The sequence below is a fragment of the Streptomyces gottesmaniae genome, assembly GCF_031845845.1.
GTDB lineage: Bacteria > Actinomycetota > Actinomycetes > Streptomycetales > Streptomycetaceae > Streptomyces > Streptomyces akebiae.
The window spans coordinates 85,075-109,981 of the sequence record NZ_JAVRFJ010000033.1; the positions used below are offsets into that span (position 1 = coordinate 85,075).

General features: G+C 73.3%; 27 protein-coding genes. 14 read left to right on the forward strand and 13 right to left on the reverse strand.

All coding sequences use genetic code 11. The features are described 5' to 3' along the window. Positions 1-492, reverse strand: coding sequence for a DUF5994 family protein (locus tag RM704_RS31505; RefSeq protein WP_033530385.1), 492 nt, complete (start codon positions 490-492; stop codon positions 1-3). A gap of 186 nt (positions 493-678) precedes the next feature. Here RM704_RS31505 and RM704_RS31510 point away from each other — a divergent pair, with 186 nt between their 5' ends. Continuing rightward, positions 679-930 (forward strand): hypothetical protein, encoded by a 252-nt coding sequence (locus RM704_RS31510; RefSeq protein WP_033530386.1) that lies wholly within the window; start codon positions 679-681, stop codon positions 928-930. 156 nt (positions 931-1,086) lie between these two features. Then, positions 1,087-1,647, forward strand: a complete 561-nt coding sequence (locus RM704_RS31515; protein ID WP_052146333.1) for a DUF5994 family protein — start codon at positions 1,087-1,089, stop codon at positions 1,645-1,647. On the opposite strand, the gene RM704_RS31520 is transcribed toward RM704_RS31515, so the two are convergent. Next, positions 1,642-2,058, reverse strand: coding sequence for a DUF5994 family protein (locus RM704_RS31520; RefSeq protein WP_033530387.1), 417 nt, complete (start codon positions 2,056-2,058; stop codon positions 1,642-1,644). The genes RM704_RS31515 and RM704_RS31520 overlap by 6 nt on opposite strands. A 486-nt stretch (positions 2,059-2,544) precedes the next feature. Here RM704_RS31520 and RM704_RS31525 point away from each other — a divergent pair, with 486 nt between their 5' ends. From RM704_RS31525 to RM704_RS31550, 6 genes are all read left to right on the forward strand, one after another. Next, positions 2,545-2,889 (forward strand): hypothetical protein, encoded by a 345-nt coding sequence (locus tag RM704_RS31525; RefSeq protein ID WP_033530388.1) that lies wholly within the window; start codon positions 2,545-2,547, stop codon positions 2,887-2,889. Positions 2,890-3,120: 231 nt separating this feature from the next. Beyond that, positions 3,121-3,537, forward strand: a complete 417-nt coding sequence (locus tag RM704_RS31530) for an ATP-binding protein (RefSeq protein ID WP_052146334.1) — start codon at positions 3,121-3,123, stop codon at positions 3,535-3,537. Between the two features lie 296 nt (positions 3,538-3,833). Then, positions 3,834-4,037 (forward strand): cold-shock protein, encoded by a 204-nt coding sequence (locus RM704_RS31535; protein WP_033530389.1) that lies wholly within the window; start codon positions 3,834-3,836, stop codon positions 4,035-4,037. A 178-nt stretch (positions 4,038-4,215) separates the two neighbouring features. Then, positions 4,216-5,652 carry a DEAD/DEAH box helicase gene (locus RM704_RS31540; RefSeq protein ID WP_033530390.1) on the forward strand — a complete coding sequence of 479 codons (1,437 nt, stop codon included), beginning with the start codon at positions 4,216-4,218 and terminating at the stop codon, positions 5,650-5,652. Positions 5,653-5,753: 101 nt separating this feature from the next. Further along, positions 5,754-6,059, forward strand: a complete 306-nt coding sequence (locus RM704_RS31545) for a CBS domain-containing protein (RefSeq protein ID WP_438828965.1) — start codon at positions 5,754-5,756, stop codon at positions 6,057-6,059. A 6-nt stretch (positions 6,060-6,065) separates the two neighbouring features. After that, positions 6,066-6,380 (forward strand): SCO5918 family protein, encoded by a 315-nt coding sequence (locus RM704_RS31550; RefSeq protein ID WP_033530391.1) that lies wholly within the window; start codon positions 6,066-6,068, stop codon positions 6,378-6,380. 45 nt (positions 6,381-6,425) lie between these two features. On the opposite strand, the gene RM704_RS31555 is transcribed toward RM704_RS31550, so the two are convergent. After that, entirely contained in the window at positions 6,426-6,890 is a 465-nt protein-coding gene (locus tag RM704_RS31555) for an ArsI/CadI family heavy metal resistance metalloenzyme (protein ID WP_033530392.1), read from the reverse strand. Between the two features lie 28 nt (positions 6,891-6,918). Continuing rightward, a complete protein-coding gene (locus RM704_RS31560) occupies positions 6,919-8,286 on the reverse strand; it encodes an NAD(P)-binding domain-containing protein (protein WP_033530393.1) in 1,368 nt (455 codons plus the stop codon). A 126-nt stretch (positions 8,287-8,412) separates the two neighbouring features. Here RM704_RS31560 and RM704_RS31565 point away from each other — a divergent pair, with 126 nt between their 5' ends. After that, positions 8,413-8,784, forward strand: a complete 372-nt coding sequence (locus tag RM704_RS31565) for an ArsR/SmtB family transcription factor (RefSeq protein ID WP_033530394.1) — start codon at positions 8,413-8,415, stop codon at positions 8,782-8,784. Between the two features lie 103 nt (positions 8,785-8,887). Here the strand turns inward: RM704_RS31565 and RM704_RS31570 are convergent, their stop codons facing one another. After that, on the reverse strand, positions 8,888-9,454 hold the full coding sequence (locus RM704_RS31570) for a DM13 domain-containing protein (RefSeq protein WP_033530395.1): 567 nt from the start codon (positions 9,452-9,454) through the stop codon (positions 8,888-8,890). 221 nt (positions 9,455-9,675) lie between these two features. Between RM704_RS31570 and RM704_RS31575 the strand changes: the two genes are divergently transcribed. Beyond that, positions 9,676-10,803 (forward strand): NAD-dependent epimerase/dehydratase family protein, encoded by a 1,128-nt coding sequence (locus RM704_RS31575; protein ID WP_078937346.1) that lies wholly within the window; start codon positions 9,676-9,678, stop codon positions 10,801-10,803. A 99-nt stretch (positions 10,804-10,902) separates the two neighbouring features. Here the strand turns inward: RM704_RS31575 and RM704_RS31580 are convergent, their stop codons facing one another. Both RM704_RS31580 and RM704_RS31585 read right to left on the reverse strand, forming a co-directional pair. Beyond that, positions 10,903-12,015 carry a sensor histidine kinase gene (locus RM704_RS31580; protein WP_033530396.1) on the reverse strand — a complete coding sequence of 371 codons (1,113 nt, stop codon included), beginning with the start codon at positions 12,013-12,015 and terminating at the stop codon, positions 10,903-10,905. Positions 12,016-12,017: 2 nt separating this feature from the next. After that, the gene (locus tag RM704_RS31585; RefSeq protein ID WP_078937347.1) at positions 12,018-12,890 is read right to left on the reverse strand and encodes a response regulator transcription factor; all 873 of its coding nucleotides are present in this window, start codon (positions 12,888-12,890) and stop codon (positions 12,018-12,020) included. A 116-nt stretch (positions 12,891-13,006) separates the two neighbouring features. Between RM704_RS31585 and RM704_RS31590 the strand changes: the two genes are divergently transcribed. The 3 genes from RM704_RS31590 to RM704_RS31600 all read left to right on the forward strand — a co-directional run bounded on the left by RM704_RS31590 (position 13,007) and on the right by RM704_RS31600 (position 15,634). After that, positions 13,007-13,756 carry a glycosyltransferase family 2 protein gene (locus RM704_RS31590; protein ID WP_078937348.1) on the forward strand — a complete coding sequence of 250 codons (750 nt, stop codon included), beginning with the start codon at positions 13,007-13,009 and terminating at the stop codon, positions 13,754-13,756. Further along, positions 13,753-14,370 carry a TIGR04282 family arsenosugar biosynthesis glycosyltransferase gene (locus tag RM704_RS31595; RefSeq protein WP_033530398.1) on the forward strand — a complete coding sequence of 206 codons (618 nt, stop codon included), beginning with the start codon at positions 13,753-13,755 and terminating at the stop codon, positions 14,368-14,370. The genes RM704_RS31590 and RM704_RS31595 overlap by 4 nt, the downstream gene beginning before the upstream one ends. Positions 14,371-14,713: 343 nt before the next feature. Then, positions 14,714-15,634 (forward strand): class I SAM-dependent methyltransferase, encoded by a 921-nt coding sequence (locus tag RM704_RS31600; RefSeq protein ID WP_078937349.1) that lies wholly within the window; start codon positions 14,714-14,716, stop codon positions 15,632-15,634. 331 nt (positions 15,635-15,965) lie between these two features. Here the strand turns inward: RM704_RS31600 and RM704_RS31605 are convergent, their stop codons facing one another. Then, a complete protein-coding gene (locus RM704_RS31605) occupies positions 15,966-17,276 on the reverse strand; it encodes a molybdopterin-dependent oxidoreductase (protein WP_033530399.1) in 1,311 nt (436 codons plus the stop codon). Between the two features lie 115 nt (positions 17,277-17,391). Here RM704_RS31605 and RM704_RS31610 point away from each other — a divergent pair, with 115 nt between their 5' ends. Next, positions 17,392-18,738 (forward strand): hypothetical protein, encoded by a 1,347-nt coding sequence (locus tag RM704_RS31610; RefSeq protein WP_033530400.1) that lies wholly within the window; start codon positions 17,392-17,394, stop codon positions 18,736-18,738. 214 nt (positions 18,739-18,952) lie between these two features. Here RM704_RS31610 and RM704_RS31615 read toward each other — a convergent pair whose 3' ends face one another. The 5 genes from RM704_RS31615 to pfkB all read right to left on the reverse strand — a co-directional run bounded on the left by RM704_RS31615 (position 18,953) and on the right by pfkB (position 24,770). Continuing rightward, positions 18,953-19,402: a hypothetical protein gene (locus tag RM704_RS31615; protein WP_052146335.1), complete on the reverse strand. Its 450-nt coding sequence runs from the start codon at positions 19,400-19,402 to the stop codon at positions 18,953-18,955. A 318-nt stretch (positions 19,403-19,720) separates the two neighbouring features. After that, positions 19,721-20,830, reverse strand: a complete 1,110-nt coding sequence (locus RM704_RS31620; RefSeq protein ID WP_033530401.1) for an SPFH domain-containing protein — start codon at positions 20,828-20,830, stop codon at positions 19,721-19,723. 52 nt (positions 20,831-20,882) lie between these two features. After that, positions 20,883-21,320: an NfeD family protein gene (locus tag RM704_RS31625; RefSeq protein ID WP_033530402.1), complete on the reverse strand. Its 438-nt coding sequence runs from the start codon at positions 21,318-21,320 to the stop codon at positions 20,883-20,885. A gap of 215 nt (positions 21,321-21,535) precedes the next feature. Beyond that, positions 21,536-23,650, reverse strand: a complete 2,115-nt coding sequence (locus RM704_RS31630; protein WP_033531911.1) for a PTS fructose transporter subunit IIABC — start codon at positions 23,648-23,650, stop codon at positions 21,536-21,538. A gap of 172 nt (positions 23,651-23,822) precedes the next feature. Then, positions 23,823-24,770 (reverse strand): 1-phosphofructokinase, encoded by a 948-nt coding sequence (gene pfkB / locus RM704_RS31635; protein WP_033531910.1) that lies wholly within the window; start codon positions 24,768-24,770, stop codon positions 23,823-23,825. Positions 24,771-24,907: the final 137 nt, after the last annotated feature.

Genomic DNA, 24,907 nt, shown 5'->3' on the forward strand with positions numbered 1-24,907 from the left:
TCAGGTCTGTTCGTCCGGCTCCGCTCGCCCGGCGCCGGTGTCGATGAGGATCTGTTCGGCCCGCCTCCCGCTGCCCGCGCGGACGGCCTCGGCCATGGCGGCGCGCGCGGCCTCGGGCGTCGCGTGCGGCGGGACCACGAGGAGGGAGAAGAGATCCTGCTCGCCCCGGGTGACGAGGACGGTGCCGTCGCCGACCGGGAAGGAGTCGATGTGGATGACGCGGTCGTCGATGGTCATCCGCGTCGGCAGCCCTTCCCAGGCTCCGCTGTCCAGACCGACACGCGTGACAGGGCCGAGGTGCTCGGTCAATGCGCTGATCAGGCTGGGGAGTTCGGCGGCGATGTCGCGGGAGCGGGGCCACCACACCCCGTCGAGCACGCCCTGCCGGTCATGTGTCGTCTCCAGCCGTACGACGACCGTCCCGGGCCGCACGGCCCGGTGCACCGCGTCCGGCAGGAGCCTGGTCGCCCTCGGGGAGTCGGAGTCGGCCATCGCACTCGCCTGCCTACCTGGAATGAGGGGACCGAGTGGCTCGTCGTTCTCACAGTACTCCCGACCCCGACAGCGGCCGGGCAGCCCGCCGATCACGCGCGGGAGCTGCGGGAACCGTGGCGGCCGCGGGAGTAGAGTGAGGGATCCGGCCCGTCTCGTACGGGGACATCGAGCTCCGAGGTCGCCATGCGGTCCATGGAAACACCCTCGGACGGATACGCCGAGGTCCGCGTCGTCGCCGCCTCGCCCGACGTCGCCCGTCGCGTCGCGGAGGTTCTCCGCCGTTGCTTCGACGCCACCGAGCAGCGCAGCTATCCCGCGGGCGACGGCGGAGGAACGCGCCTCGAACTCGTCGTGGACACCACGCGTACGGCGGAACCGGCGCGCTCCTGGCTGGAGACCAGCCGTTCCCCCGACGAGGGCCGTCGGCACGAGTGAGGCGGCGGTCGGAGCGGTGCGTTCGGCCTGTTCGGGGAGTAGCGTGAGGTCATCGGGAGCACTTCGCGCGCCGGCACCGATACCGGTGTCGTTCCTGGTGAGCGACGACGCCGGACGACTGCCTCCGCGCAGGGGGTCCGGAGACGGGTCCGCACGATGTCCGCGACCACCGACCGTGCCTTGCTGAGCGCCACACCCTTCAGGGTCCCGCCCGCACGCCTCGCCCTCGCACCCGACGGTCCTCCCCGAGGAGACGTCCCAGCGCGACCGCACGGCGCCTGGTGGCCCCGCACCCGTGACCTGACACAGGAACTCCCCCCACTGGCCGACGTACTGGACCCGCTGGGAGGAAGAGTCACCCGGATCGGCGTCAATCCCCGCTACTGGCCGATCATTCCGCGCAGGATCTACGTCAACGGCCGTGTGGTGCAGGTCGGTTGGTTCACCTCGGAGCTGGATCCGCACCAGATCCTGCTGCTGTCCGGCACGGTCGTCCGCTGGAACCTCCTGGTGATCCCGCCGGAGACCGTCGACCCGTCCGCCGCCCGGCTGATGGCCGCCGCGGGTGCCTGCGGCGATCCGCGTTCGACCGCGTCCGCCCTCATGGCCGCGGAACAGCCGGACGGCACTGCCCCGTCGTACGGGACCGGATCCGGTGCGGCCGGCGACGGACGCACGACAGCCGACCGCGGGCAGGCGGCCGCCGCCGCCCTATAGCGACGGGCCGGGCCGGACCTGACCGCCCGCGGCGGCCGACATGAGCGGTTCCGCGGCTTCCTCGGTCGTGTCCGGCGGCACGACCAGCAGGTCCCAGCGTCCCCGGCCGGCTGCGAGCAGCACGACGGTGCGCGGGGCGGCTTCCCCCGGGGTTCTGCGCAGTCGTACGACCTGGTTGGAGACGAGGATCCGGCCGGGCACCGCGGGCCACGTGGCCCCGCTGACCGTGACGCTGGTGATCTGGCCCCACGCACGCGGCAACCCGGCCAGCAGGTGCGGAAGTTCGGCGAGCAGGTCGTACGAACGGGGCCACCACGCGCCGTCGATGGCCCGGGACAGGTCCCCGTGCGGGGCCAGGCGCAGACGCGGGACCGGCCGGGAGGGAAGCGGGGCTTGCACTGCGGTGGTCATGATGGCTCCTGCCAACTGCCGTGCGCGGTCGGGTGGTCGACGTCGAGCACGACGGGGTCGGGCTGACGGTCCACGCCGTGCCGGGCGTTGTGGGACAGGCGTGGGGGAGCTGGATGCCTCGGAGGGGCTTCTCGACCTCGGCGTGGGCCGCTGGGAGGGAGGTGCGGCCGGGGTCACGGACTGCCCTGGTGGACGGGTGGTGTGCTGGAGACGACCTGTCGGATGGGCACGACGCACCCTCGTTCGCCCCACCGTACTCCCCGAGCCGGGAAACTCCCGGAGATCGCTGGTCAGGCCCCCCGATGGGGTGCGCTCGGGCCGGTGCGCGTTGACACGGATCGTCGCCGGACGTTGACTGACGGGACGGCTCAGGGCCGTGAAGGGCAGGGCCGACCGGGTTGCCGGCAGCCTGAAACAGGCCGCCGAGAAGACCAAGGGCGTCTTCGGGCGGCGACCCCCAACGCAACGGAAGCGGTACACACGACGATGTACGACCAGACACGCGCCCAGCAGCCCGCCGACCGGCCCCCGGGCGTCTCCGGGAGCCGCACCACGGGCCCGGAACCGCTGCTCCCGTCCGACGAGCGGGAGAAGATCGTCCGGCGCCTGGGACACGCCTTGAACACCTTCGCGGACGCTCCCGACAAGGCCCTGGAAGAGGCCGAGTCCGCCTTCGACGAGGCCACCGCCGCGCTGATGCACGCCCTCGCGGACCGGCGGAGCGCCATGCGTGCGGGGTGGCAGGACCAGGACCCCGAGACGCAGTCCGCCGAACTCCGGATCGCGCTGCGGGAGTACCGGGAGATCACCGGGCGGCTGCTGCGCGCCTGAACCGGGCGGCACCCGGGCTCGAAGAGCCACAGCTTCGCCTGCCAGGCACCTGCCCAGTGCCTTCCGACGGCGGCCGCCGGCGTCGGCGGTGAACGGCTCGCCCTTTCCGGTTGGCGATCATCCGCACCGGGCATCAGCACCGGGCAGGCCCGGCCGGGCAGGACATGCCGCGGCCCGGCGAGCGGCCACGGCCACGGTGGTCGGATGGCCCAGGAGGGGAAGTGATCCGCCATGCGTACGCATCGGCGTACCCATAGGCGTTCCGCGCAAGTCGAGTACCTGCTGCCCGACGAGGCCGAATCGGCGGGCAGGGCACGCAAGTTGACCTCGCAGTTCCTCACCCGGTCGGACCGCCGGACGGCGGGGCTCGACGCCGAGCACATCGGCGACGCGACCCTCATCGTCTCCGAGCTGGTGACCAACGCCACGCGGCACGGCGGCACCTGTCGGCTGCGCCTGCGCGTGTCCGACACCCAGGTGACCGTCGAGGTCTACGACAGCAGCCCGGGCCGGCCCGTCGTGCGGTCGCCGACGACCTGGAGCGAGAGCGGGCGGGGTCTGGCCATGGTGCGGTGCCTGGCGCAGCGCTTCGACATCGTTCGGGTCGCCGGGGGCGGCAACAGAGTGCGCGCGGTGCTGGCCCTGTGACCGGCCCCGGCGGCGCACTCGGACCGTGCCTCCTCGTGAGCGCGCTCCCGACCCGCTGAGGTGACGAAATACCCGCCGGTTCGCAGGAGAAAATCTGAAACGGGCGCGGGAGAATTTCTCGTGCCGGGCCGTGGAGCCGAATTATCGGCGACAGGCGCGCGACCATTCCGTGCTACTGTCGAGACAAGTTGCAGTTGTGGTTGCCAAAAGGTTCATTTTCCGACGGGCTGATCATCACGGCGACACGGAGAGCGCACAAGGCGCACTCCGAGCACCGTTTCCGAAGGAGAAATGACATGGCCACCGGTACTGTGAAGTGGTTCAACGCCGAAAAGGGCTTCGGCTTCATCGCGCAGGACGGCGGCGGCGCCGACGTCTTCGCCCACTACTCGAACATCGCCGCCCAGGGCTTCCGCGAGCTGCAGGAAGGCCAGAAGGTGTCGTTCGACATCGCTCAGGGCCAGAAGGGTCCGACCGCCGAGAACATCGTTCCGGCCTGACCACGGCACTGACGCATACTTCGCAGCTGGGGCCCGCACCTTGGGGTGCGGGCCCCAGCTCGCTGCATTTTCAGGGTGATTCTCCCCTGTCCCATTCGGCACGCTCTCGCAATTCTCTGCGCCGTTCTTTGCGCTGCGGGAATTCCTTGATACGCGCCCGCATCGAGGAAGGTTCCGCATGAACCGAGCACGCCCGTCACGCACCACCTCCACCTATGACCGCTCCGGCACCCGGCGCCGTCCCCAGGGCCCCCACGCCCGCCAGGCCGCGCCCCGCGGCGAGTTCGCGCTGCCGAAGACGGTCACGCCCGCGCTGCCCGCCGTCGAGTCGTTCGCCGATCTCGCCCTGCCGGCGCCGCTGCTGGCCGCGCTCGGCCACGACGGCGTGACCGTGCCGTTCCCGATCCAGGCGGCGACCCTGCCGAACTCCCTGGTCGGCCGTGACGTACTCGGCCGCGGCCGCACCGGCTCGGGCAAGACCCTCGCCTTCGGCCTCCCGCTGCTGGCCCGCACGGCGGGACGGCGCGCCGAGCCCCGGCAGCCGCTGGCCCTCGTCCTGGTCCCCACCCGGGAGCTCGCCCAGCAGGTCACCGACGCGCTCACCCCGTACGCCCGCACCATGCGGCTGCGGCTGGCCACCGTGGTCGGCGGCATGTCCATCGGCCGGCAGGCGAACGCGCTGCGGGCCGGGGCAGAGGTGGTCGTGGCCACGCCCGGGCGGCTCAAGGACCTCATCGAGCGGGGCCAGTGCCGGCTGGACGAGGTCGCCGTCACCGTCCTCGACGAGGCCGACCAGATGGCCGACATGGGCTTCATGCCTCAGGTCACCGCGCTGCTCGACCAGGTGCGTCCCGGGGGGCAGCGGATGCTCTTCTCGGCCACTCTGGACCGCAACGTCGACCTGCTGGTCCGCCGCTATCTGACCGACCCGGTGGTCCACTCCGTCGACCCGTCGGCCGGGTCCGTCACCACGATGGAGCACCACGTGCTTCACGTGCACGAGACGGACAAGCACCGCACGACCACGGAGATCGCGGCGCGGGACGGCCGGGTGATCATGTTCCTGGACACCAAGCACGCGGTGGACCGGCTGACCACCCACCTCCTCGGCAGCGGAGTCCGTGCCGCCGCCCTGCACGGGGGCAGGTCACAGCCGCAGCGCACCCGGACCCTCGCGCAGTTCAAGAGCGGACAGGTGACCGTGCTGGTGGCGACCAACGTCGCCGCGCGCGGCATCCACGTCGAGGGCCTCGACCTGGTGGTCAACGTGGACCCGCCCGGCGACCACAAGGACTACCTGCACCGTGGCGGCCGTACGGCGCGCGCCGGGGAGTCCGGCAGCGTCGTCACCCTGGTGACGACACGCCAACGCCGCGAGGTGAGCCGGCTGATGGCCTCGGCCGGCATCACCCCGATGATCACCGCGGTGCGCTCGGGAGAGGCGGAACTGAACCGCATCACCGGGGCCCAGGCCCCGTCCGGTGTCCCGGTCGTCATCGCCGCGCCGCCCGCGGAGTCGCCCCGGCGGTCCTCGGGCCGTGCTTCGGCCTCCGCGCGGGGCCGTCGAGGGCGCGCCGCTCGGAGCGGAGCCGGCGGGAATCGCCGCGTCGCGTGACAGGTCGCCCGTCCGTCGCCGGCCGGCACGAGATGCCTGCGCGAACGGCCTGCGCGAAGTCGTCGCGCTCCCAGAATCCGCCCGTACCGCAGGAGGCAGTCGTGACACCGCTCCAGATGCATCGAAAGCCGACCACGCGTGACGTCCTGACCCTGGTCGAGCGCCCGGACGCGAGCGAGCTGCGGGTCTTCGACGACATGACCGTCGAGGTGGCCCTGTCCATCATGGCCGGTGCCGGTGTGGAGCACCTGATCCTGTGCGACGGGGACGACGAGCGCACCGGCTCCGTCACCCGCGCCGAACTCGCCGCGCACCGCGGCAGCTCGGTCTACACCGACCGCATCCGGCTGCGGGACGTCCTCGACGCACCGTACCCCGTCGTCCTTCCTTCCTCCTTCTCCCTGTGAGGCACCATGCGCTGCGTCATCGCCCGCTACCCGTTCGACCTGACCAAGCACGGAGTGATGGCCCTGATGGCGGGTGTCAGGCCCGAGATCGTCACCGGTGACTCCGTGACCATCGGCCGCCGCCGCTATCCCGTGATGCAGGTCGGCGCGGTCATCACCCGCCAGGACCGCCGCGACTTCACCTGCGGCGAGGTCACCCGGGCCATGGCCCGGCTCGGCTTCACCTGCCACGTTCGTCCCGTCGCGGTCGCCCTCCCGGCCACGAACGCCCACAGCCGCCTCCAGGCCGCCTCGGAAGCCCTCGGGGGCCCCGCGGTCTAGAGGCGAGGCCCTCGCGGATCCACGGGGCGGCGGGAGGAGCGGCGTTCAGCAGCAGCCGCCCGTGGCCGCCGCCGGTTCCCTCGTGTCGGCGCCCGCCGCGTCGGTGGCGCAGCACGCGCTGCCCTGTCGCTTGGCCAGGGAGTCCGCGTCGGCCTTGACCACGTACACCTCCCAGGGTTCTTGGCCCGGGCCGTGCACCCACACCTTGTCCTGGAGGGCGTAACAGCAGGTCGTGTCGTCCTCGACGGCGGTGGCCAGGCCCGCCTCGGTCAGGCGGGCGGTGGCGGCGTGGACCGCCTGCGTCGATCCGACCTCGACGCCGAGGTGGTCCATGCGGGTCGCCTCGCCTTCGGCGCCCTCGATGAGGACCAGCTTGAGCGGGGGCTCGGCGATGGCGAAGTTGGCGTAGCCGTCGCGGAGTTTGGCGGGTTCGGTGGCGAAGAGCTTGCTGTAGAAGGCCACGGACGCCTTCAGGTCCGGGACGCGGAGAGCCAGTTGTACGCGGTTCATGGCGAACCTCCTGCTGCGGGTGGGTGGTTCAGCAGCCGCCGGACGAGGCCGGGGCTCCGATGCTGATCGGCTGGGTGGTCGGGGCGGCGCAGCAGCCGCCGCCGCTGCCGCCCTGGGCGGCGTCGGGGTCGTCGAAGAGGCCGGCGCCGCCGCACACGCCGGTCTCCGGCAGGGTCAACTCCACGCGCTCGGCGGCTTCCCGGTCCTCGGCGAGCGCGGCCGCGACCGAGCGGACCTGCTCGTAGCCGGTCATCGCGAGGAAGGTCGGGGCGCGGCCGTAGCTCTTCATGCCGACCAGGTAGACGTCCTTCTCCGGGTGGGACAGCTCGGTCACGCCGTGCGGGTGGACCGTGCCGCAGGAGTGGACGTTCGGGTCGATCAGCGGGGCCAGGGCGGTCGGGGCTTGGAGGCGGTCGTCGAGACCGAGGCGGAGTTCGCTGACGTAGGAGAGGTCGGGGCGGAAACCGGTCAGGACGACGACCTCGTCGACCGGGTCCAGACGCCGGCCGTCCTCCGCGACCAGGACGAGCCGGTCGCCCTCGCGTGCCACGGCCTTCGTACGGAACCCGGTGACGGCACTCGCGTGGCCGCCCTCGACGGCCGCCTTGGCCCGCAGGCCGAGGGCGCCGCGGGCCGGGAGCTGGTCGGCTGCGCCGCCGCCGTACGTCGAACCGGTGATCCCCCGGCGCAGGATCCACACCGCGTGCGTGCCGTCGCCTTCCTCCTCGGCCAGGTCGGCGAGAAGCGCGAGGGCCGTGAAGGCGGAGGCGCCGGAACCCACGACCGCGGTGCGCTGGCCCGCGTAACGGGCGCGGACCGTCGGGTCCTCGAGATCCGGGACGCGGTAGCTGACGCGGTCGGCGGCGGCTCGCTCGCCGAGGGCGGGCAGGCCGTTCGCGCCCGCCGGGCCGGGCGTGGACCAGGTCCCGGAGGCGTCGATCACGGCGCGGGCGGTGAGGCGTTCCTCGATGCCGTCCGCGGTCCGGATGTGGACGGTGAAGGGCTGCTCCTCGCGGCCGGAGTCGACGACGCGGTCTCGTCCGGCGCGGGCGACGCCGGTCACCGTGGCGCCGTAGCGGACCCTGTCGCCCAGGACGTCGGCGAGCGGCTGGAGGTAGCGCTCGACCCAGTCGCCCCCCGTCGGGTAGGCGGCGCCGTCGGGGCGGACCCAGCCGGTGGGGGCCAGGAGCTTCTCCGCGGCGGGGTCGGTGACCTCGGCCCACGAGGAGAACAGCCGCACGTGCGCCCATGCGCGGACTGCGGATGCGGCCGACGGCCCCGCCTCCAGGACCAGGGGTTCGATGTCCCGCCCGATGAGGTGGGCGGCGGCGGCCAGGCCGATCGGGCCTGCCCCGACGACCACGACAGGCAGCTGGTCGGTGGTGGACGCGCTCACGGTGACTCCCTTGCTTCGACATGTGTCGATGGCTTGTGGGGCCAGCTTGGCACTTGATTCGGCGAGCGTCAATATAGACATCTATCGAATCCAGTGAGCTGCTTCGACATGTGTCAACATAGATGTATGTCGAATCCCGAGCTGCTCCCGCTGCTGGAACCCGCCGACACCGCGGCGCCCTGCTGCCCGCCACTGACCGAGCGTCCCTTCACGGCGGAGGAGGCCGAGACCGCCGCCCGGATGTTCAAGGCGCTCGGCGACCCCGTACGGCTGCGGCTGTTCTCCGCGGTCGCCTCGCACGAGGGCGGCGAGGCGTGCGTGTGCGACATCTCCGACGTCGGCGTCTCCCAGCCGACCGTCTCCCATCACCTGAAGAAGCTGAAGGACGCCGGCCTGCTCACCTCCGAGCGGCGCGGCACCTGGGTCTACTACCGGGTCGAGCCGTCGGTCCTGGCCGCGATGGGCAGGCTGCTCACCGTCGCACCGGCCGCGGTGTGACGCCCGGCCGCCCCGTCCGGGACGAGATCCGGGTCGGCCGACCTCCCCGGCAGCCGTGAGGTCGGCACGCCCGTGAGATCCGCACGCCCGTGAGGGCGATCCGTCAGACGTCGGCCAGTTCGGCGGCGCCGAAGGAGACGTCGAAACGGTCGCACCAGATGCTGACGCTGCTGTAGCGGGACAGGTCGACGTCCTCGGGCACGACGTAGTTCTGGCTGCCCTTGTTGCCCTTGAGCTTGCCGAGGCTGACGTGTGCGCCGTCGTCGAAGACGTGCCAGCCGGCGAGGCCCTCCTTCACCGGTGCGTCGGTCAGCCACACGCGCAGATCGGGGCCGTTGCTGGTGTCTAGGTTCTCCAGCCGGACCACATGGGCGCCGTCGGCCAGCCGGACGAGCTTCACGCTGCCCGAGGTCGTGTGCTCGTGGCTGATCAGCTCACCGCTCGCGAGCGTCACAGGCCCGGCGGCAGGTGCCGACGGGGACGGCGACGACCCCGTGCCGGGGGTCGCTGCCGGGGTTTCGGCGGGTTCCACGGCGGCGGGCAGGGACTCCGTCACCGTCTCGTCCTGCCAGAGCTTCCACGGCTGGAACCAGTACAGGCTCACGCCCACCCCCGCGACCACCGTCACCAGCACTCCTACGGCCAACGGCCCCCACCGCCCGCGCCCCATGTCGTCCCTCTTCCCGTTCCGTGAGCCTGTGTCGTTCCCTCCATTCAACGCAAGGGGCGGCCCTTCGGGTGGGAAGGGCCGATGACGAAATCCTTACGTCCGCCCGGTCTCGGTCTCGATCTACGTCCCGGTCTCGCTCTCGCTCTCGCACACTCTTACGGAAGCCTGACGTGCCGGGCGTGGGCGCGGGATGCCGGTCCGGTGCGCCCTAGCGTGGCCGTATGCGTGTACTGGTCACCGGCGGTGCCGGGTTCATCGGGTCCCATGTCGTGGATGTGCTGGTGGAGGGCGGGCATGAACCCGTCGTGTTCGACGTGGCCGTGGACCCGGGCTCGGACGTACGGGACCGGCGGGCGGTCGACCGGGCGTTGGCCGGGGTGGACGCCGTGTGCCATCAGGCCGCGATGGTGGGTCTGGGGACCGGCTTCGCGGATGCGCCGGAGTACGTCTCCCGCAACGACCTGGGTACGGCGGTGCTGCTGGCCGCCATGGCCGACGCGGGGGTGCGGCGGCTGGTGCTGGCGGGGTCGATGGTCGTGTACGGGGAGGGGCGGTACGAGTGCGGGCGGCACGGTGTGGTGCGGCCCGGGCCCCGCGCGCTCGACGATCTCGCGGCGGGCCGCTTCGAACCGCTGTGCCCGGTGTGCGGGGACGCGTTGGCGCCGGGGCTGGTGGGGGAGGACGCGCCGGTCGACCCGCGCAACGTGTACGCCACCACCAAGCTCGCCCAGGAGCATCTGGCGGCGGCGTGGGCGCGGACGACGGGCGGGGCGGCGGTGTCGTTGCGCTACCACAACGTCTACGGGCCCCGGATGCCCCGCGACACCCCGTACGCCGGGGTGGCCTCCTTCTTCCGCTCGGCCCTGGCGGACGGCCGGGCGCCCCGGGTGTTCGAGGACGGGCGACAGCGGCGGGACTTCGTGCACGTACGGGACGTGGCCGGTGCCAACGTCATGGCTCTGGAGGCCGACGTCCGGCCCGGGGCGCTCACCGCGTACAACACCGGCAGCGGTGAGCCGCACACGGTCGGGGAGATGGCGGCGGCACTGGCCGACGCGTACGGCGGTCCGGAGCCCGTCGTGACCGGGGAGTACCGGCTCGGGGACGTACGCCACATCACGGCGGACTCGTCGCGGCTGCGCTCGGAGCTGGGGTGGAAGCCGGAGGTCGGGTTCACGGAGGGCATGCGGGAGTTCGCGCAGGCCGGGATGCGGGACGTGGAGGGCGGGATGCGGGACGTGGAGGGCGGGATGCGGGACGTGGAGGGCGGGATGCGGGACGTGGAGGGCGGGATGCGGGACGTGGAGGGCGGGATGCGGGACGTGGAGGGCGGGATGCGGGGCGCCTAGAACGGGGTGTAGGGACGCGCAGGCCGGGGGGTTGGGGGCGCGTGGGCCGGCGCGACGGCGCCTCCGCCCGCATTCAGGTACCGGTGATGCCGTCCCTGTTCAGGAAGCGGCCGCGGGCAGCACCACCTCGAACCGGCAGCCGCCGGGGATGTTGCGGACCGTGGTGCGGCCCTGGTGGGCCTCGACGATCCCCCGGACGATGGCGAGGCCGAGCCCGGCGCCCGCGGGGGGCGTACGGGCGTGGGTGCCACGCCAGCCGGTGTCGAAGACGCGGGGCAGGTCCTCCTCGGGGATGCCTCCGCAGCCGTCCGACACGGAGAGCAACACGCCCTCGGGGGACCGTTCGGCGGCCACCATGACGGTGCCGTCGGCGGGGGTCCGGCGGATCGCGTTGACGAGGAGGTTGCCGAGCACCCGGCTCATCTCCCTGCCGTCCACCTCCACGGGCAGGGGCTCGACGCGGTCGCCGACCAGCCGCACCCCGTGCTCGTGCGCCAGCGGGGACACCCCGGCGAGGGCGTCGCCGACCAGGTCGTAGACGGATACCCGGGACGGGGTGAGGGCGAGGGCGCCGGCGTGGATGCGGGAGAGTTCGAAGAGGTCGCCGACCATGCCGTTGAGGCGCTCGACCTCGGTGCGGATCTGCGTCAGATAGCGGGCGGGGTCGGCGGCGACGCCGTCCTCCAGGGCCTCGGCCATCGCGCGCAGCCCCGCGAGCGGGGTACGCAGGTCGTGGGAGATCCAGGCGACGAGTTCGCGCCGCGAGGATTCCAGCGCGCGCTCCCGCTGTCGGGACTCGGTGAGCTTCGCGCTCGTCGCCGCCAACTCGGCGCTCAGGGAGGCGAGTTCAGCGGTGGCGGGGCCGGCGGGGGCGTCGAACGAACCGCCGTCGCCGAAGGAGCGGGCGGCGAGCTGGAGGGCGCGGCTGCTGCCGACGACCCAGCGGCCGAGCAGGAGCGCGGTGGCCAGCGAGACGACCGCGGCCATCGCGACGACCGTGGTGACGACCGACAGGTCGTGCGGCGACAGGAACATCGCCCAGGCCACCGCCAGGGTGCCGGCGAGCATCGCGGTCACCGCGACGGCGGCCACCACGGTGAGCGACGCGGTGAGCGAGCGGCTCCGCAGCAGCCGGAGCGCGACCGCGCCCAGCAGCCCGGCCCCACCGGCGCCGACGAGCGCGATGAGGGCGATGAGCAGGGTGTCCCGCATGATCACGCCTCCCCGAGCCGGTGGGGGGCGGGCGGTTCGGGTGCGACGAGCGGGGTTCGGGTGGGGGCGGCGTCGGTCCGGAGGCGGGTGAGGTCGCCGTCGGTGGAGGTGGAGGCCGATGTGACGGTGACGGTGGCGGCGGTGGCGGTGGCGGTGGCGGTGGCGTCGAAGCGGTAGCCGACTCCCCAGACCGTCTGGATCAGCCGGGGGTGCGCCGGGTCGTCCTCGACCTTGCCGCGCAGGCGGCGGACGTGAACGGTCACCGTCGACAGATCGCCGAAGTCCCAGCCCCACACCTCACGCATCAGGGCCTCGCGGCTGTGGGCACGGCCGGGGTTGCGCAGGAAGAAGGCGAGCAGGTCGAACTCGCGCAGGGTCAGGGCGAGTTCGACGCCGTCCTTGGTGGCGCGACGAGCGGACGGGTCCACGGTCAGGCCCGCCGAGCGCAGTGGGCCGCGAGCCGCCGCTCCGGACGTGGGGCGTGCGCGGCGCAGTACGGACTCGACGCGCAGGACCAGTTCGCGGGGGCTGAAGGGCTTGGTCACGTAGTCGTCGGCGCCCACCTCCAGGCCCAGGATGCGGTCGTCCTCGTCACCGCGCGCGGTGAGCATGACGACCGGGACCGGGGCCCGTGCCCGCAGGCGGCGGCACACCTCCAGGCCGTCCATGCCGGGCAGCATCAGATCCAGCACGACCAGGTCCGGCCAGTGCTCGGCGGCGTGGGCCAGTGCGGTCGGGCCGTCCCCCGCCCGGTCGACGACGTGTCCGGCGCGGTCGAGGTATCCGGCGACGACCTCGGCGACCGTGGGGTCGTCGTCGACCACCAGGACGCGCGCCGCCGTCCGTCGCCCCGGCTCGTGTGGCTGCTGTTCCATGCGGCCCAGCGTCGCACCGAGCCGGGCCCGCGCGCCGCCCGGCGGACACCCCCGGCTCCAGACGTCCGCGTTCCGTAAGGACGCTCTGGCCGAATTGCGAATTTCGTCCTCGTAGGGTGAAAGCCGTGACGACCTCTCCTCCCCCATCGGACGTCGACGCCGTGCGTCCCCACCCCTCCGTCGACCTCGTACTCCCCTGCCTGAACGAGGCCGACGCCCTGCCCTGGGTGCTGGCCCGTGTCCCGGCCGGCTGGCGCGCCCTGGTCGTGGACAACGGCTCCACCGACGGCTCGCCCGACATCGCCCGCGCGCTGGGCGCGACCGTGGTCCACGAACCGCGCCGCGGCTTCGGCGCCGCCTGCCACGCGGGACTGACCGCCGCCACGGCCGACATCGTGGCCTTCTGCGACTGTGACGCCTCACTCGATCCGTCGCTCCTCGTCCCCTTCGTCGACGAAGTGGCGGACGGGCGCAGCGATCTGGTGCTGGGCAGGCGCCGCCCCCAAGGGCGGGGCGCGTGGCCCGCGCACGCCAGGGCCGGCAATCTCGCGCTCGCCCGCATGCTGCGCCGCCGCACCGGCCTGCGGCTGCGCGACCTCGGCCCGCTGCGCGCCGCCCGCCGTGAGTCGCTGCTCGCCCTCGGGCTGACCGACCGACGCAGCGGCTACCCGTTGCAGATGGTGGTGCGCGCGGCCGACGCGGGCTGGCGCGTCACCGAGCACGACGTGCCGTACCTGCCGCGCACCGGCGCCTCCAAGGTCACCGGCACCTGGCGGGGCACCTGGCAGGCGGTGCGGGACATGAGCCGCGTCCTGCACGAACCAGCGGTACGGCAGGACGGCGCGGCGGGAGGGGTCCGTCGATGACCACGCTTCTCGTCATCGCCAAGGAGCCGAGGCCGGGCCGGGTGAAGACCCGGCTCACCCCGCCCTTCACCCCGTCGGGGGCGGCGGCGCTCGCCGAAGCGGCCCTCGCGGACACCCTGCGGGCGGTGGCCGCTACGCCCGCCCTGCGGCGCGTCCTGGTGCTGGACGGCCGGCCCGGTCCGTGGCTGCCGCCCGGCTTCGACGTCGTACCGCAGGTGGCGGGCGGCCTCGACGAACGGCTGGCCGCCGCCTTCGCCGGCTGCGACGGACCGGCCCTGCTCATCGGCATGGACACCCCGCAGGTGACCCCCCAGTTGCTGACCGTGGACCTCGCCGGGTGCGACGCGTGCTTCGGTCCGGCCGAGGACGGCGGCTTCTGGGCCCTCGGACTCGCCGAGCCGGACCCGGCCCTGCTGCGCGGGGTGCCCATGTCGACGCCCGTCACCGGAGCCGTCCAGCGCGCCCGTCTGGTCGCCGCCGGGCTGCGTGTTCGCGACCTGCCGCGCCTGAGAGACGTCGACACCGCAGCCGACGCCGAGGCCGTCGCCGCACTCGCGCCCCGGACCCGGTTCGCGGCGGAACTGGCCCGGCTGCGGGCGGTCAGTGGCCGGTGAGCGGCGCATGCGGGGAGGGGGCGGCGCCGGTGAGCGGCAGGAGAGGGGGAGCGCCGGTGAACGGCACACACGGGGAGACGGGGAGAAGGGGAGAGGGGACAGCACCGGTGAGTGGTGGGGAGAGGGGGCGGCCGATGCACGGGCCTCGGCCGTCGGTCGGTCCGCGACAGGGAACCGGCTGGTGGACGGGCTCCTGGCGGGAGACCGGCCGATGAACGGGCCTGTGGCGGGAGATCGGCCGCTCAACGGGCCCGTGGCGGAAGGCCCGCCCACGAGCAGGCACACAGCACTCACCCCACCGACAAGCAGACCCACGACGGAAGGCCGACCGCTCAACGGACCCATGACAGAAGACCCGCCCACGAGCAGGCCCACGGCGGTCGACCAGCCGACAAGCGGACCCGCGACGGAAGACCCGCCCACAAGCCCGCCCACACGCAGCCCCACGGCACTCACCCCACCGACAAGCGGCACCCGGCAGAAGACCCCGTGGACCTGGTCCAGTGATCCCTACGATCCCTACGATCCGTACGCCGACGCCCTGCGCACCGGCCGCGGGCCGCTCTATCTGCGCCGCCGTGACGGCTGGTTGCTGCCGCTGGAGGTGGAGCGCTGGTGTGCCCGTGCCGACGCCGTCGATCTGGAGGCCCTGGGGAGGTGCGAGGGCGCCGTCCTCGACGTGGGGTGCGGGCCGGGGCGGCTGGTCGCGGAACTCGCCGCCCGGGGGCGGCCGGTGCTCGGCATCGACGTCAGCCGGGCCGCCGTCGCCCACACCCTGCGGCTCGGCGGCCAGGCGCTGCGGCGCTCCGTGTTCGAACCGCTGCCCGGCGAGGGCCGCTGGAACAGCGCCCTGCTCCTCGACGGCAACCTCGGCATCGGCGGCGACCCCCACGCCCTCCTCTCCCGCGTGGGCGAACTGCTGTGTCCCGGCGGCCTCCTGATCGCCGAGACCGTCCCCGTGGACGTGGACGAACGCGTCGAGGTCCGCCTCGTGAGCGGCGCCGAGGTCGCGGACGCGGACGAGGGCGTGTTCCCCTGGGCCCGGCTCGGTACGCCGGCGCTGTCGCGGCACGCCCGTCGGCTCGGCTGGCGCGTGGTCGATCAGTGGACGGCGGGCGGGCGCTCCTTCGTCGTGCTGCGCAGCCGCGCCCGCCGCCGCACCCGCAGCGCCAGCAGCAGCGCTGAACCGCCGAACAGCACGGCTGTGATCAGCCACCAGCGGGCGGCGAAGCCGTGCGCGGAGAGGCCGGTGGCGGATTCGTAACGGTCCGCCACCCGGCCGCTGATCAGCGGGAACCACACCAACAGCAGCAGCCCGGACAGGACGGCGGGCACGCGGACGTACGCCACCAGTTCCCGGTGGCCGGCCTCGCCCGACGCGCGGACGAGCGCGCGGTCGGCGGTCGCGTACAGCGGCAGCAGCACGAGGTCGTGCACCACCGCCGCGCCCACGAACCACAGCGCGACCGCGAACCAGTCGTCGGAGACCAACCGCACACCCGCGTATCCGGCCAGCGCGAACGAGCAGGCCAGGAGCAGCAGTTGGAACGGACTGCCGGCCCGCGCTCGAAGCCTTGTCGTCCCAGGTGCTCTCATCACAGGTCTCCGAACGTCATCCGGGCCACCCACTTGGTGTTGAGGACGCCGGGCGCGGCGGGCACGATGATCCGCGCCGGGTGGCCGTGGTCGGGGGTCAGGGGCTCGCCGTTGACGTCCAGGGCGAGCAGGGAACGCGCGTCGCGCACCTGGTTGTCGCGCAGCGCGGCCCGGCGGAAGGCGCCGCGCCGCTGCAGGGACTCCACCAGGACGTCGGGCGCCGCCCCCGGCTCGTACCCGACGAGCGCGGCGAGGTCGCGCAGCCGTACGCCCCGCCACCACTGGTCGGAGGTGGACCAGCCCTCGACACACGCGATCGGCAGCGCCGCGCTGTGCAGCGGCAGTTCCAGCAGTTGGGCGCGGCTCAGCCGGACGGTCCCCGACGGACCGGTGACGGTCAGCCGCCAGGCGTCCTCGCTCGTCTCGGCCGGGTCGATCCCCCGGGACGCGGCCGTCTTGTTGATCTGGAAGCCGCCGGGCCCGCTGCCCGGCTCGGCACCGCCGTGCGGGGCGAGCAGGGCCGTACGCCGCAACGGCCCGTCGAAATTCTGCCCCGCGCTCGTGGCGAGGAGCAGCAGCGAGCCGCCCCCGACCAGCCACACGGCACCGCGCCGCGACACGGTGGGCTCGGCCGGGTAGGGCGCCACGAGCGAGGGTTCCTCCGCGGACACCGGTGGCGGAATCGCTTCCGTGGCCGCCGGCCGCGAGCCCGCATTCGCGTCCTCGCCCCGCTCCTCCTCCCCGCTCCCCCGCATCCGGCGCAGGTTGCGGACGGCCGTCGGCGCCCGCAGCGCCACATGGACCCCGAACGCCGCGAAGAACACCCACGCCCCGTAGAAGTGCAGCGGGTAGAAGGAGCCGGGGAACACGTAGTCGAGCTGGATGTTCAGCAGACCCGTCACGAACTCGAACAGCACTCCGCCGACCAGCAGGAGCAGCGAGATCCGCTCCAGGGCGTGGGTGAGCGAGCGCGCCGGAGGCAGCTGGAACAGCCTCGGCACCACCGACCACAGCTTGGCCAGCACCACGGGGACCAGGGCGATCCCGAGCGTGACGTGGACGCCCTGGGTGAGCCGGTACAGCCAGGGCGGATCCGTCGGCCAGGCGAAGAGGTAGAAGCCGAGGATCCCCTTGTCCCCGGTCTTGTCGTTCACCGGTGACAGGTTCGGGTTGTAGGCGGCGTACGACAGCAGCCCCGTCACGAACAGCACCGTGATCCCGGCGAGCAGCGCGACGCCGAGGACGGAGGTGAACCAGGGGCCGCGCAGCGGGCTGCGCCAGAAGGCGGGAGAGGAAGGAGACCGTGCCATGTCCCGACGCTAGGCCCGGAGCACCCGGTGGGAGGGGGCGCGACTCATGACGAAAGGCTGACGTCCGCGCCTGTCGGGAGTCCGCGGGCCACCACCCGGCCTAACGTCTCCGAGCGTGAACCGCGATCTCCGCCACGATCCGCGCCGCGATCTCCGCCGCGACCTCTACGCCGTCTCGGCCGCCGCACTGCTCGTGGTGGTGACCGCGTCGGTGGGCATCGCCATCAAGCGCGCCGACGACGTCCTGCACGTCGGCTGGCCGCCCCTGTACGCCAACTGGCTGCCCCACGTCGGCCCCGGCACCCCCGCCGCGATCACCGTCGCCACCGCCGTCGTGGCGTACGGCCCCCCACTGGCCGCCGGACTGCCCTGGCGGTCACTGCTGTGGAGCGCGTGGGCCACCGCCCTGGCATGGACCTTCTCCCTCGCCCTGGTCGACGGCTGGCACCGCGGCATCGCCCGCCGGCTGACGACCAGGTACGAGTACCTCCAGGTCGTCGACCGCTTCGACGACATCCCCGCCACCCTGCGGAGCTTCACCGACCACATCCTGCTGGGCTCCCCCGACCACTGGCCCCCGCACGTCGCCGGCCACCCGCCGGGCGCCACCCTCACCTTCGTCCTCCTCGACCGGATCGGCCTGGGCGGCGGGGGGTGGGCGGGTGTCTTCGTCATCGCGGTCGGCGCGAGCGCCGCGGTCGCCGTCCTGCTCACCGTCCGGACGCTGGCGAGCGAGGCCCTGGCCCGCCGCGCCGCCCCGTTCCTCGTCCTCGCGCCCGCGGCGGTCTGGGCGGGCACGTCGGCGGACGGATACTTCGCGGCGGTCACCGCCTGGGCCACGGCCTTCCTCGCGGCGGCGGTGACGGGCCGCCGTCCGGCGGCGACCGCGTTCACCGCCGGACTCCTCTTCGGCCTCACCGTCTACCTGTCGTACGGCCTCACCCTCTTCGCCGCGATGGCCGCGACCGTCCTGCTGCTCGGCTCCCGACGGCTGCCGGTCCTGCCTTACGCGGTCGCCGGACTCCTCGTCGTCCCGGTCGCGTTCACCGTGGCCGGGTTCGACTGGTGGGAGGCGTATCACCTGCTCGTCGAGCGCTACCACCAGGGCGCGGGCGGCTTCCGGCCGTACGGCTACTGGCTGTTCGCCAACCTCGCCTGCACGGTCTTCGTCGTGGGACCGGCCACGGTGGCGGGGCTCCGCAGGGCGGGCACCCGCCTCGCCCGACGGCACGCGACGCCCGTCGCCGAGCGCCGACTGGGACTCCTGCTCTGCGCGGCCCTGACGATGCTGCTCGCGGCCGACCTGTCCGGGATGAGCAAGGCGGAAACGGAACGGATCTGGCTGCCGTTCGCGCTCTGGCTCCTCTGCGCCGGCGCGTTCCTGGACCGCCCCCGCGCCTGGCTGACCGCCCAGGCGGTCCTGGCCCTGCTCCTCAACCACCTGCTGCTGACCGGGTGGTGAACTGGGGCGGAGCGCACCGCACCCACATGCCGGGGCCGGGTCAGAGGGGTTGCGTCGGCCAGTCGAACCGTCCCGGCGACCGCGAGACAGAGGCTGCGTCAGTGGCCCACGGTGTCGCGCACCGGGTGGGCCGTGTGCCGTGCGTTCGGGTTCGTCGGCAGGGCGGCCTCGGCCGCGTAGGGATCGTCGATCGGTGCGGCCGGCTCGAAGTCGCTCATGACCGGCTGGACGCGCCGGCATCTTGTCGGCGATGTACGCGGCGTTCACCGCCGGCACCGTCTCGCGGACCGTGAGCAGGCGGCGCATCGGGACGAAGGCGTCGCGGCAGCCGTACCAGTGCCCGGGTCGCACACCAGGAGACCGGCGGAACGACGACGAGGACGGCGAGTCCGGTCAGCGCGCGCGTCGGCCCGGAGGGTGCCGACGGCTCCAGCAGGACGGCCGCGCCGAGGCTGCCGGCCCAGGAGAAGCCCGTCCACAGCGAGAAGGCGACCGCGACCGGAATCCCGCCCAGCCCCAGCGCGCCGAGGTCGGCGTCCTCGTCGAAGGCGCGTGAGCCGACGACGCCCATCGCGACCAGCAGCCAGAAGCCCGCCGCCGCCAGCAGGGGGACGGTGAACAGGAAGGTCGGGAAGCCTGTGGCGGCCTCCAGGAACGTCCGCATGCCCAACCCCCGATCGACCCGTCACACGACGGCCTCGGCACGCCTCGGCGGCCTCGATGCCGGACACCTGCCGGTGCCCGGCATCGAGGCCTCCCCCGTGTGCTCCCCTCGGCCCCCATGCTGCCCGCGTCCGCGCCTCGCCGCATTGCCGGATCCCGGCAGTCTTGACCCGGGCGTCCATGCCGGTGTCCCGTCAAGAAGGCGTCAGGAGATCGTCAGGGCGTCGCGTCGCCCTCGACGGTCCGGGCCACGCACGCCGGGCGGCGTGACAGCCGATGCGGGCGACGTGACGGGTGAGGGTGCCGGCGGAGAGTCGGCTCAGTCGTCGGACGTCCGCGCCCGGCGCGGCAGCTGGGCCGACTTCGCGGCCTCGGCCTCCGCCTTGGCGTCGCTCACCGCCGCGGCGGCCTGCTTCCCGGCCTCGTCCGCGGCGGCGGCCGCGTCGAGGGACGCCGTCGAGCCACGCTCCAGCTGCGGGATCCCGGCCTCGCCCGAGGTCCCGTCACCGTCGGCGGTGGCCGCTTCCGCGGGTCGCCCAGGCGTGGGAGGGCCTGCCGTCGTCTCGTCGCCGAAGGCTCGGGTGACGGTCCGAACCGCCTCGGTGAGCTCCCCCGGGATCACCCAGAACGTGTTGTTGTCGCTGTTCGCCAGGTGCGGGAGCGTCTCCAGGTACTTGTAGGCCAGGACCTTGGGGTCGGCGTTGTTGCGGTGGACGGCCTGGAAGACGAGCTCCACCGCCTTGGCCTCGCCGTCCGCCCGCAGGATCATGGCCTGTTGCGCGCCCTGGGCCTCCAGGATGTCCTTCTGCTTCGTGCCTTCCGCGGTGAGGATCTTGGCCTGCCGCTCCCCTTCGGCGTGCAGGATGGCCGCGCGCTTGTCCCGCTCGGCCCGCATCTGCTTCTCCATCGCCTCCTTGATGGTGGCCGGCGGGTCGATGGCCTTGATCTCCACGCGGTTGACCCGGATGCCCCACTTGCCGGTGGCGTCGTCGAGGACGGCGCGGAGCCGGGAGTTGATCTCCTCGCGCGAGGTGAGCGTCTCCTCCAGGTCCATGCTGCCGATGACGTTGCGCAGCGTGGTCACGGTGAGCTGGTCGATCGCCTGGAGGTAGTCGGCGACCTCGTAGGCCGCCGCCCGCGGGTCGGTGATCTGGTAGTAGAGGACGGTGTCGATGTTCACCACGAGGTTGTCCTCGGTGATCACCGGCCTGGGGTCGGACGAATAGACCTGCTCGCGCACGTCGAGCTTGGTGTTGATCCGGTCCGCCACGGGCACGACCAGGTTCAGCCCGGGTTGCAGGGTCCGGCGGTAGCGGCCGAACCGCTCGATGTTGTAGCGGCGAGCCTGGGGCACGATCCGCACGCTGGAGGCCACGAGGAAGACCACGACAAGGGCCACGACGAGGAGGGGGATGACGACGGGATCCACAGTGCCTCCGTTGGTGTGTGTTCAGCCGGTCACGGACGGAGTTCGCGGGGGGTCACGGAAGGAGTTCGCGGGGGTAGACGATGGCCGTGGCGCCCTCGATCTCCATGACGTCGACGAACGCTCCCACGGGGATCACCAGGCTCTCGTCGAGGGCGCGGGCGGACCATTCCTCACCGGAGAGTTTGATCAGGCCACGGGTCCCGGTGACCTCCTGCATGACCTCGGCCCGCTTGCCGATCAGGGCGTCGCTGCCCTCTCGTACGAGGGGCTGCTGGGCCATGTGCCGCAGCGCGACGGGGCGGATGAGGAAGAGGCCCGCCACCACCCCCGCGCCGAGGGCCACGAGCTGGCCGAGAAGGCCGATGCCCAGGCCGGCGACCACGGCGGCGACCAACGCGGCACCCGCCAGCAGCCCGAAGACCAGTGTCAGGGTGAAGAACTCCGCGGCGCCCAGCGCCGCGGCGGCGAGCAGCCACAGGAACCACGGCATCGCATCGCCCTCCTTCAGGGGCTTTCCTCACCAAGCTACCTCCCGGAACACCGGGCAGACAGACACGGCGACCGTGGTTCTCGCCGGGTGGAGCGCATGGCCTGATCGAGGACCCCACCGCCGCGACCGCGTCCCACCCGGGCCGGTGCGTGGCGACCGCGTCGGGCCCCCCCCCCGGGGGGGGGGGCCCCGCGGCCGTCGTACCGGTCCCGGGTTCAGGCCGCGACCGGCTCCTTCGTCTCCGCCGTGGCGGCGGGAGCGGACTGCGGGGCGGCGCCCGGCTGGGTCTTGCGCATGCCCTTCAGGACGATGACCAGGCCGGCCGTGACCGCGGTGCCGATCGCGATGGCGAGCAGGTAGAGGAACGGCTTGCCGATCAGCGGGGTGACCCAGATGCCGCCGTGCGGGGCGCGCAGGGTCGAGCCGAAGGCCATGGCCAGCGCGCCGGTGACCGCGCCGCCGGCCATGGAGGCGGGGATGACGCGCAGCGGGTCGGCGGCGGCGAACGGGATCGCGCCCTCGGAGATGAACGAGGCGCCGAGCACCCAGGCCGCCTTGCCGTTCTCGCGCTCGGCGGTGGTGAACAGCTTCTTGCGGATCGTGGTGGCGAGGGCCATGCCCAGCGGCGGGACCATACCGGCCGCCATGACCGCCGCCATGATCTTCATCGCGGAGTCGCTGGGGTCCTGCACGGCGATACCGGCGGTGGCGAAGGCGTAGGCGACCTTGTTGACCGGGCCGCCCAGGTCGAAGCACATCATCAGGCCGAGGAGGACGCCGAGGAGGATCGCGTTGCTGCCGGAGAGGCCGCTCAGCCAGTCCGTCATGCCCTTCTGCGCCTCGGCGATGGGCTTGCCGATCACCACCAGCATCAGGAAGCCGACGACCATCGACGAGACCAGCGGGATCACGACCACCGGCATGATGCCGCGCATCACCGGCGGGATCTTGATCCGCTGGATACCGAGGACGACCGCACCGGCGATCAGACCGGCGGCCAGGCCTCCGAGGAAGCCGGCGTTGATGTTGGCGGCGATCATGCCGCCGACGAAGCCGGGGACGAGGCCGGGCCGGTCCGCCATGCCGTATGCGATGTAACCGGCGAGGACGGGGATCAGGAAGCCGAAGGCGACGGCGCCGATCTGGAACAGCAGGGCGGCCCAGCTGTCGACCTGCAGCCAGTCGAAGTGCTCGGTGACCGGCTTGGCGTTGTTGATCTCCCAGCCGCCGATCGCGAAGCCGAGGGCGATGAGGAGGCCGCCCGCTGCGACGAACGGGACCATGTAGCTCACGCCGGACATCAGCCACTTGCGCAGCTTGGTGCCGTAGCCGTCGCCGGAGTCGCCCGCGCGGTCGACGGGGGTGCCGGGGCGGGCGGCGGCGGTGGTCTCACCGCGTTCGGCCTTGCCGCGGACCTCGGAGATCAGTTCGGCGGGGCGGTTGATGCCCGCCTTCACACCGACGTCGACGGTGGGCTTCCCGGCGAACCGGTCCTTCTCCCGTACGGGGACGTCGTGGGCGAAGATCACGCCGTCGGCGGCGGCGATGACGGCCGGGTCGAGGCGGGTGAAGCCGGCCGAGCCCTGTGTCTCGACGACGATCTCGACGTCACCGGCGTCGCGGCCCGCGTTCTCCAGCGACTCGGCGGCCATGTAGGTGTGCGCGATGCCGGTGGGGCAGGAGGTGACGGCGACGATGCGGAAGGGACGGGCCTCGGCGGGGGCCGCCGCTTCGGGCGCCGTCGGGGCCGGGGTCGCCGGGGCGGGCGTCGCCGGGGGCGTGCTGCCCGCGGCGGCGTCGGGGGAGGCCGTTCCGCCCGACGCCGCCGCGGAGTCTTCGGTGCCCTCGGTGGCTTCGCCGCTGTCGGTGCTGTCGGTGCCGTCGGTCGCGGCGTCGCCCCGGATCAGGGCGGCGGCGCGGGCCGCGTCGTCCACGGCGCGCAGCGCGTCCGTGAATTCGGTGTTCATCAGCTGGCGGGCGAGGGAGGAGAGGATCGTCAGGTGCGCGTCGTCCGCGCCCGCCGGGGCGGCGATCAGGAAGATCAGGTCGGCGGGGCCGTCGGGTGCGCCGAAGTCGACGCCTGCCGCGCTGCGGCCGAAGGCGAGGGTCGGCTCGGTGACGTGCTCGCTGCGGCAGTGCGGGATGCCGATGCCGCCGTCGAGGCCGGTCGGCATCTGCGCCTCACGGGCCGCGACGTCGGCCAGGAAGCCGTCCAGGTCGGTGACCCGGCCCTTCGCCACCATGCGCTCGGCGAGGGCACGCGCCGCCGCTTCCTTCGTATCGGCGGACAGGTCGAGGTCGACCAGGTCCGCGGTGATCATCTCGCTCATCGCGGGCTCCTTCGCACGCGTATCGCCCGGGTGCTGGGGTGGGCGGGGGTGGGGACGGTAGTGTGGGGGGCGTGGGCCACGGGGGCCGACCGAGGGTGGGGGGGGAGGGGCGGACGGGGGGCGAGGGGGAAGGAAAAACGAAGGGTCGTTCGCGGCCGCCCGCTCACGGCCCTCATGACACCGGCTCCCTCAGCGCACGATCCGCCGGTACCTCCGCCGTCACCGTCACCGCTGCCGGATCGAGGTCGCCGGGGGTCGGCATGACGCTGCCGGGGAGTTGGACGGCGGCGGCGCCGTGGGCCACGGCCGAGGCGAGGGCTTCGGGGCCGTGGCCGCCGGCGATGAGAAAGCCGGCGAGGGAGGAGTCGCCGGCGCCGACGTTGCTGCGGACGGCGTCGACGCGGGCGGTGCCGAACCAGGTGCCGGAGGCGTTGACGAGGAGTTGTCCGTCGGCGCCGAGGCTGGCCAGGACCGCGGCGGCGCCCATCTCGCGGAGTTCCTCGGCGGCCTTGACGGCGTCGCCGACCGTGGCGAGGGGGCGGCCGACCGCTTCGGCGAGTTCCTCGGCGTTGGGCTTGACGACGTCGGGGCGTTCGCGGAGCGCGGCGAGGAGGGCCGGGCCGGAGGTGTCCAGGGCGATGCGGGCGCCGGCGGCGTGGGCGCGGGCGACGAGTGCGGCGTACCAGGAGGGGGCGAGGCCGCGCGGGAGGCTGCCGCAGCAGGCGATCCAGGAGGCGTCGGCGGACTGGGCGTGGACGGTCTCCAGGAGGAGTTCCCGCTCGGCGGCCGAGAGCTCGGGGCCGGGCGCGTTGATCTTCGTCAGGACACCGTCCGCCTCGGCGAGGGCGATGTTGGAACGGGTGGCCCCGGCCACCGTCACGCGTGCGACCTCGATTCCCTGCGCGTCGAGCAGGTCCGCGACCAGTGCGCCCGGCGCGCCGCCGAGCGGCAGTACGGCCACGGTACGGCGCCCCGCGGCGGCGACCGCTCGGGAGACGTTGACGCCCTTGCCGCCCGGGTCCATGCGTTCGCCGGTGGCCCGGATGACCTCGCCGCGGTCGAGGGAGGGGACCTCGTAGGTGCGGTCGAGGGAGGGGTTGGGGGTGACGGTGAGGATCATGCGAGGTGCTCTTTCCGGCCGTCGGTCCGGCCGTTGATCGCGTCGGCGGTCCGGTTGTCGGGCCGACCGTCGGGCCGACTGTCGGTCCGGCCGCGGGTTGCGCCGTGGGTCCTGTCGTGGGTCCCGTCGGCGGTCCG

Bases quoted from the DNA above. Each gene is read 5' to 3' on its own strand.
- RM704_RS31565 (WP_033530394.1), top strand. From the start codon at position 8,413: ATGTCGAATCCCGAGCTGCTCCCGCTGCTGGAACCCGCCGACACCGCG.
- RM704_RS31515 (WP_052146333.1), top strand. From the start codon at position 1,087: ATGTCCGCGACCACCGACCGTGCCTTGCTGAGCGCCACACCCTTCAGG.
- RM704_RS31595 (WP_033530398.1), top strand. From the start codon at position 13,753: ATGACCACGCTTCTCGTCATCGCCAAGGAGCCGAGGCCGGGCCGGGTG.
- RM704_RS31525 (WP_033530388.1), top strand. From the start codon at position 2,545: ATGTACGACCAGACACGCGCCCAGCAGCCCGCCGACCGGCCCCCGGGC.
- RM704_RS31505 (WP_033530385.1), bottom strand. From the start codon at position 492: ATGGCCGACTCCGACTCCCCGAGGGCGACCAGGCTCCTGCCGGACGCG.
- RM704_RS31550 (WP_033530391.1), top strand. From the start codon at position 6,066: ATGCGCTGCGTCATCGCCCGCTACCCGTTCGACCTGACCAAGCACGGA.
- pfkB (WP_033531910.1), bottom strand. From the start codon at position 24,770: ATGATCCTCACCGTCACCCCCAACCCCTCCCTCGACCGCACCTACGAG.
- RM704_RS31555 (WP_033530392.1), bottom strand. From the start codon at position 6,890: ATGAACCGCGTACAACTGGCTCTCCGCGTCCCGGACCTGAAGGCGTCC.
- RM704_RS31630 (WP_033531911.1), bottom strand. From the start codon at position 23,650: ATGAGCGAGATGATCACCGCGGACCTGGTCGACCTCGACCTGTCCGCC.
- RM704_RS31520 (WP_033530387.1), bottom strand. From the start codon at position 2,058: ATGACCACCGCAGTGCAAGCCCCGCTTCCCTCCCGGCCGGTCCCGCGT.
- RM704_RS31625 (WP_033530402.1), bottom strand. From the start codon at position 21,320: ATGCCGTGGTTCCTGTGGCTGCTCGCCGCCGCGGCGCTGGGCGCCGCG.
- RM704_RS31600 (WP_078937349.1), top strand. From the start codon at position 14,714: ATGACAGAAGACCCGCCCACGAGCAGGCCCACGGCGGTCGACCAGCCG.
- RM704_RS31540 (WP_033530390.1), top strand. From the start codon at position 4,216: ATGAACCGAGCACGCCCGTCACGCACCACCTCCACCTATGACCGCTCC.
- RM704_RS31605 (WP_033530399.1), bottom strand. From the start codon at position 17,276: ATGGCACGGTCTCCTTCCTCTCCCGCCTTCTGGCGCAGCCCGCTGCGC.
- RM704_RS31530 (WP_052146334.1), top strand. From the start codon at position 3,121: ATGCGTACGCATCGGCGTACCCATAGGCGTTCCGCGCAAGTCGAGTAC.
- RM704_RS31580 (WP_033530396.1), bottom strand. From the start codon at position 12,015: ATGCGGGACACCCTGCTCATCGCCCTCATCGCGCTCGTCGGCGCCGGT.
- RM704_RS31570 (WP_033530395.1), bottom strand. From the start codon at position 9,454: ATGGGGCGCGGGCGGTGGGGGCCGTTGGCCGTAGGAGTGCTGGTGACG.
- RM704_RS31575 (WP_078937346.1), top strand. From the start codon at position 9,676: ATGCGTGTACTGGTCACCGGCGGTGCCGGGTTCATCGGGTCCCATGTC.
- RM704_RS31510 (WP_033530386.1), top strand. From the start codon at position 679: ATGCGGTCCATGGAAACACCCTCGGACGGATACGCCGAGGTCCGCGTC.
- RM704_RS31615 (WP_052146335.1), bottom strand. From the start codon at position 19,402: ATGCGGACGTTCCTGGAGGCCGCCACAGGCTTCCCGACCTTCCTGTTC.
- RM704_RS31535 (WP_033530389.1), top strand. From the start codon at position 3,834: ATGGCCACCGGTACTGTGAAGTGGTTCAACGCCGAAAAGGGCTTCGGC.
- RM704_RS31585 (WP_078937347.1), bottom strand. From the start codon at position 12,890: ATGGAACAGCAGCCACACGAGCCGGGGCGACGGACGGCGGCGCGCGTC.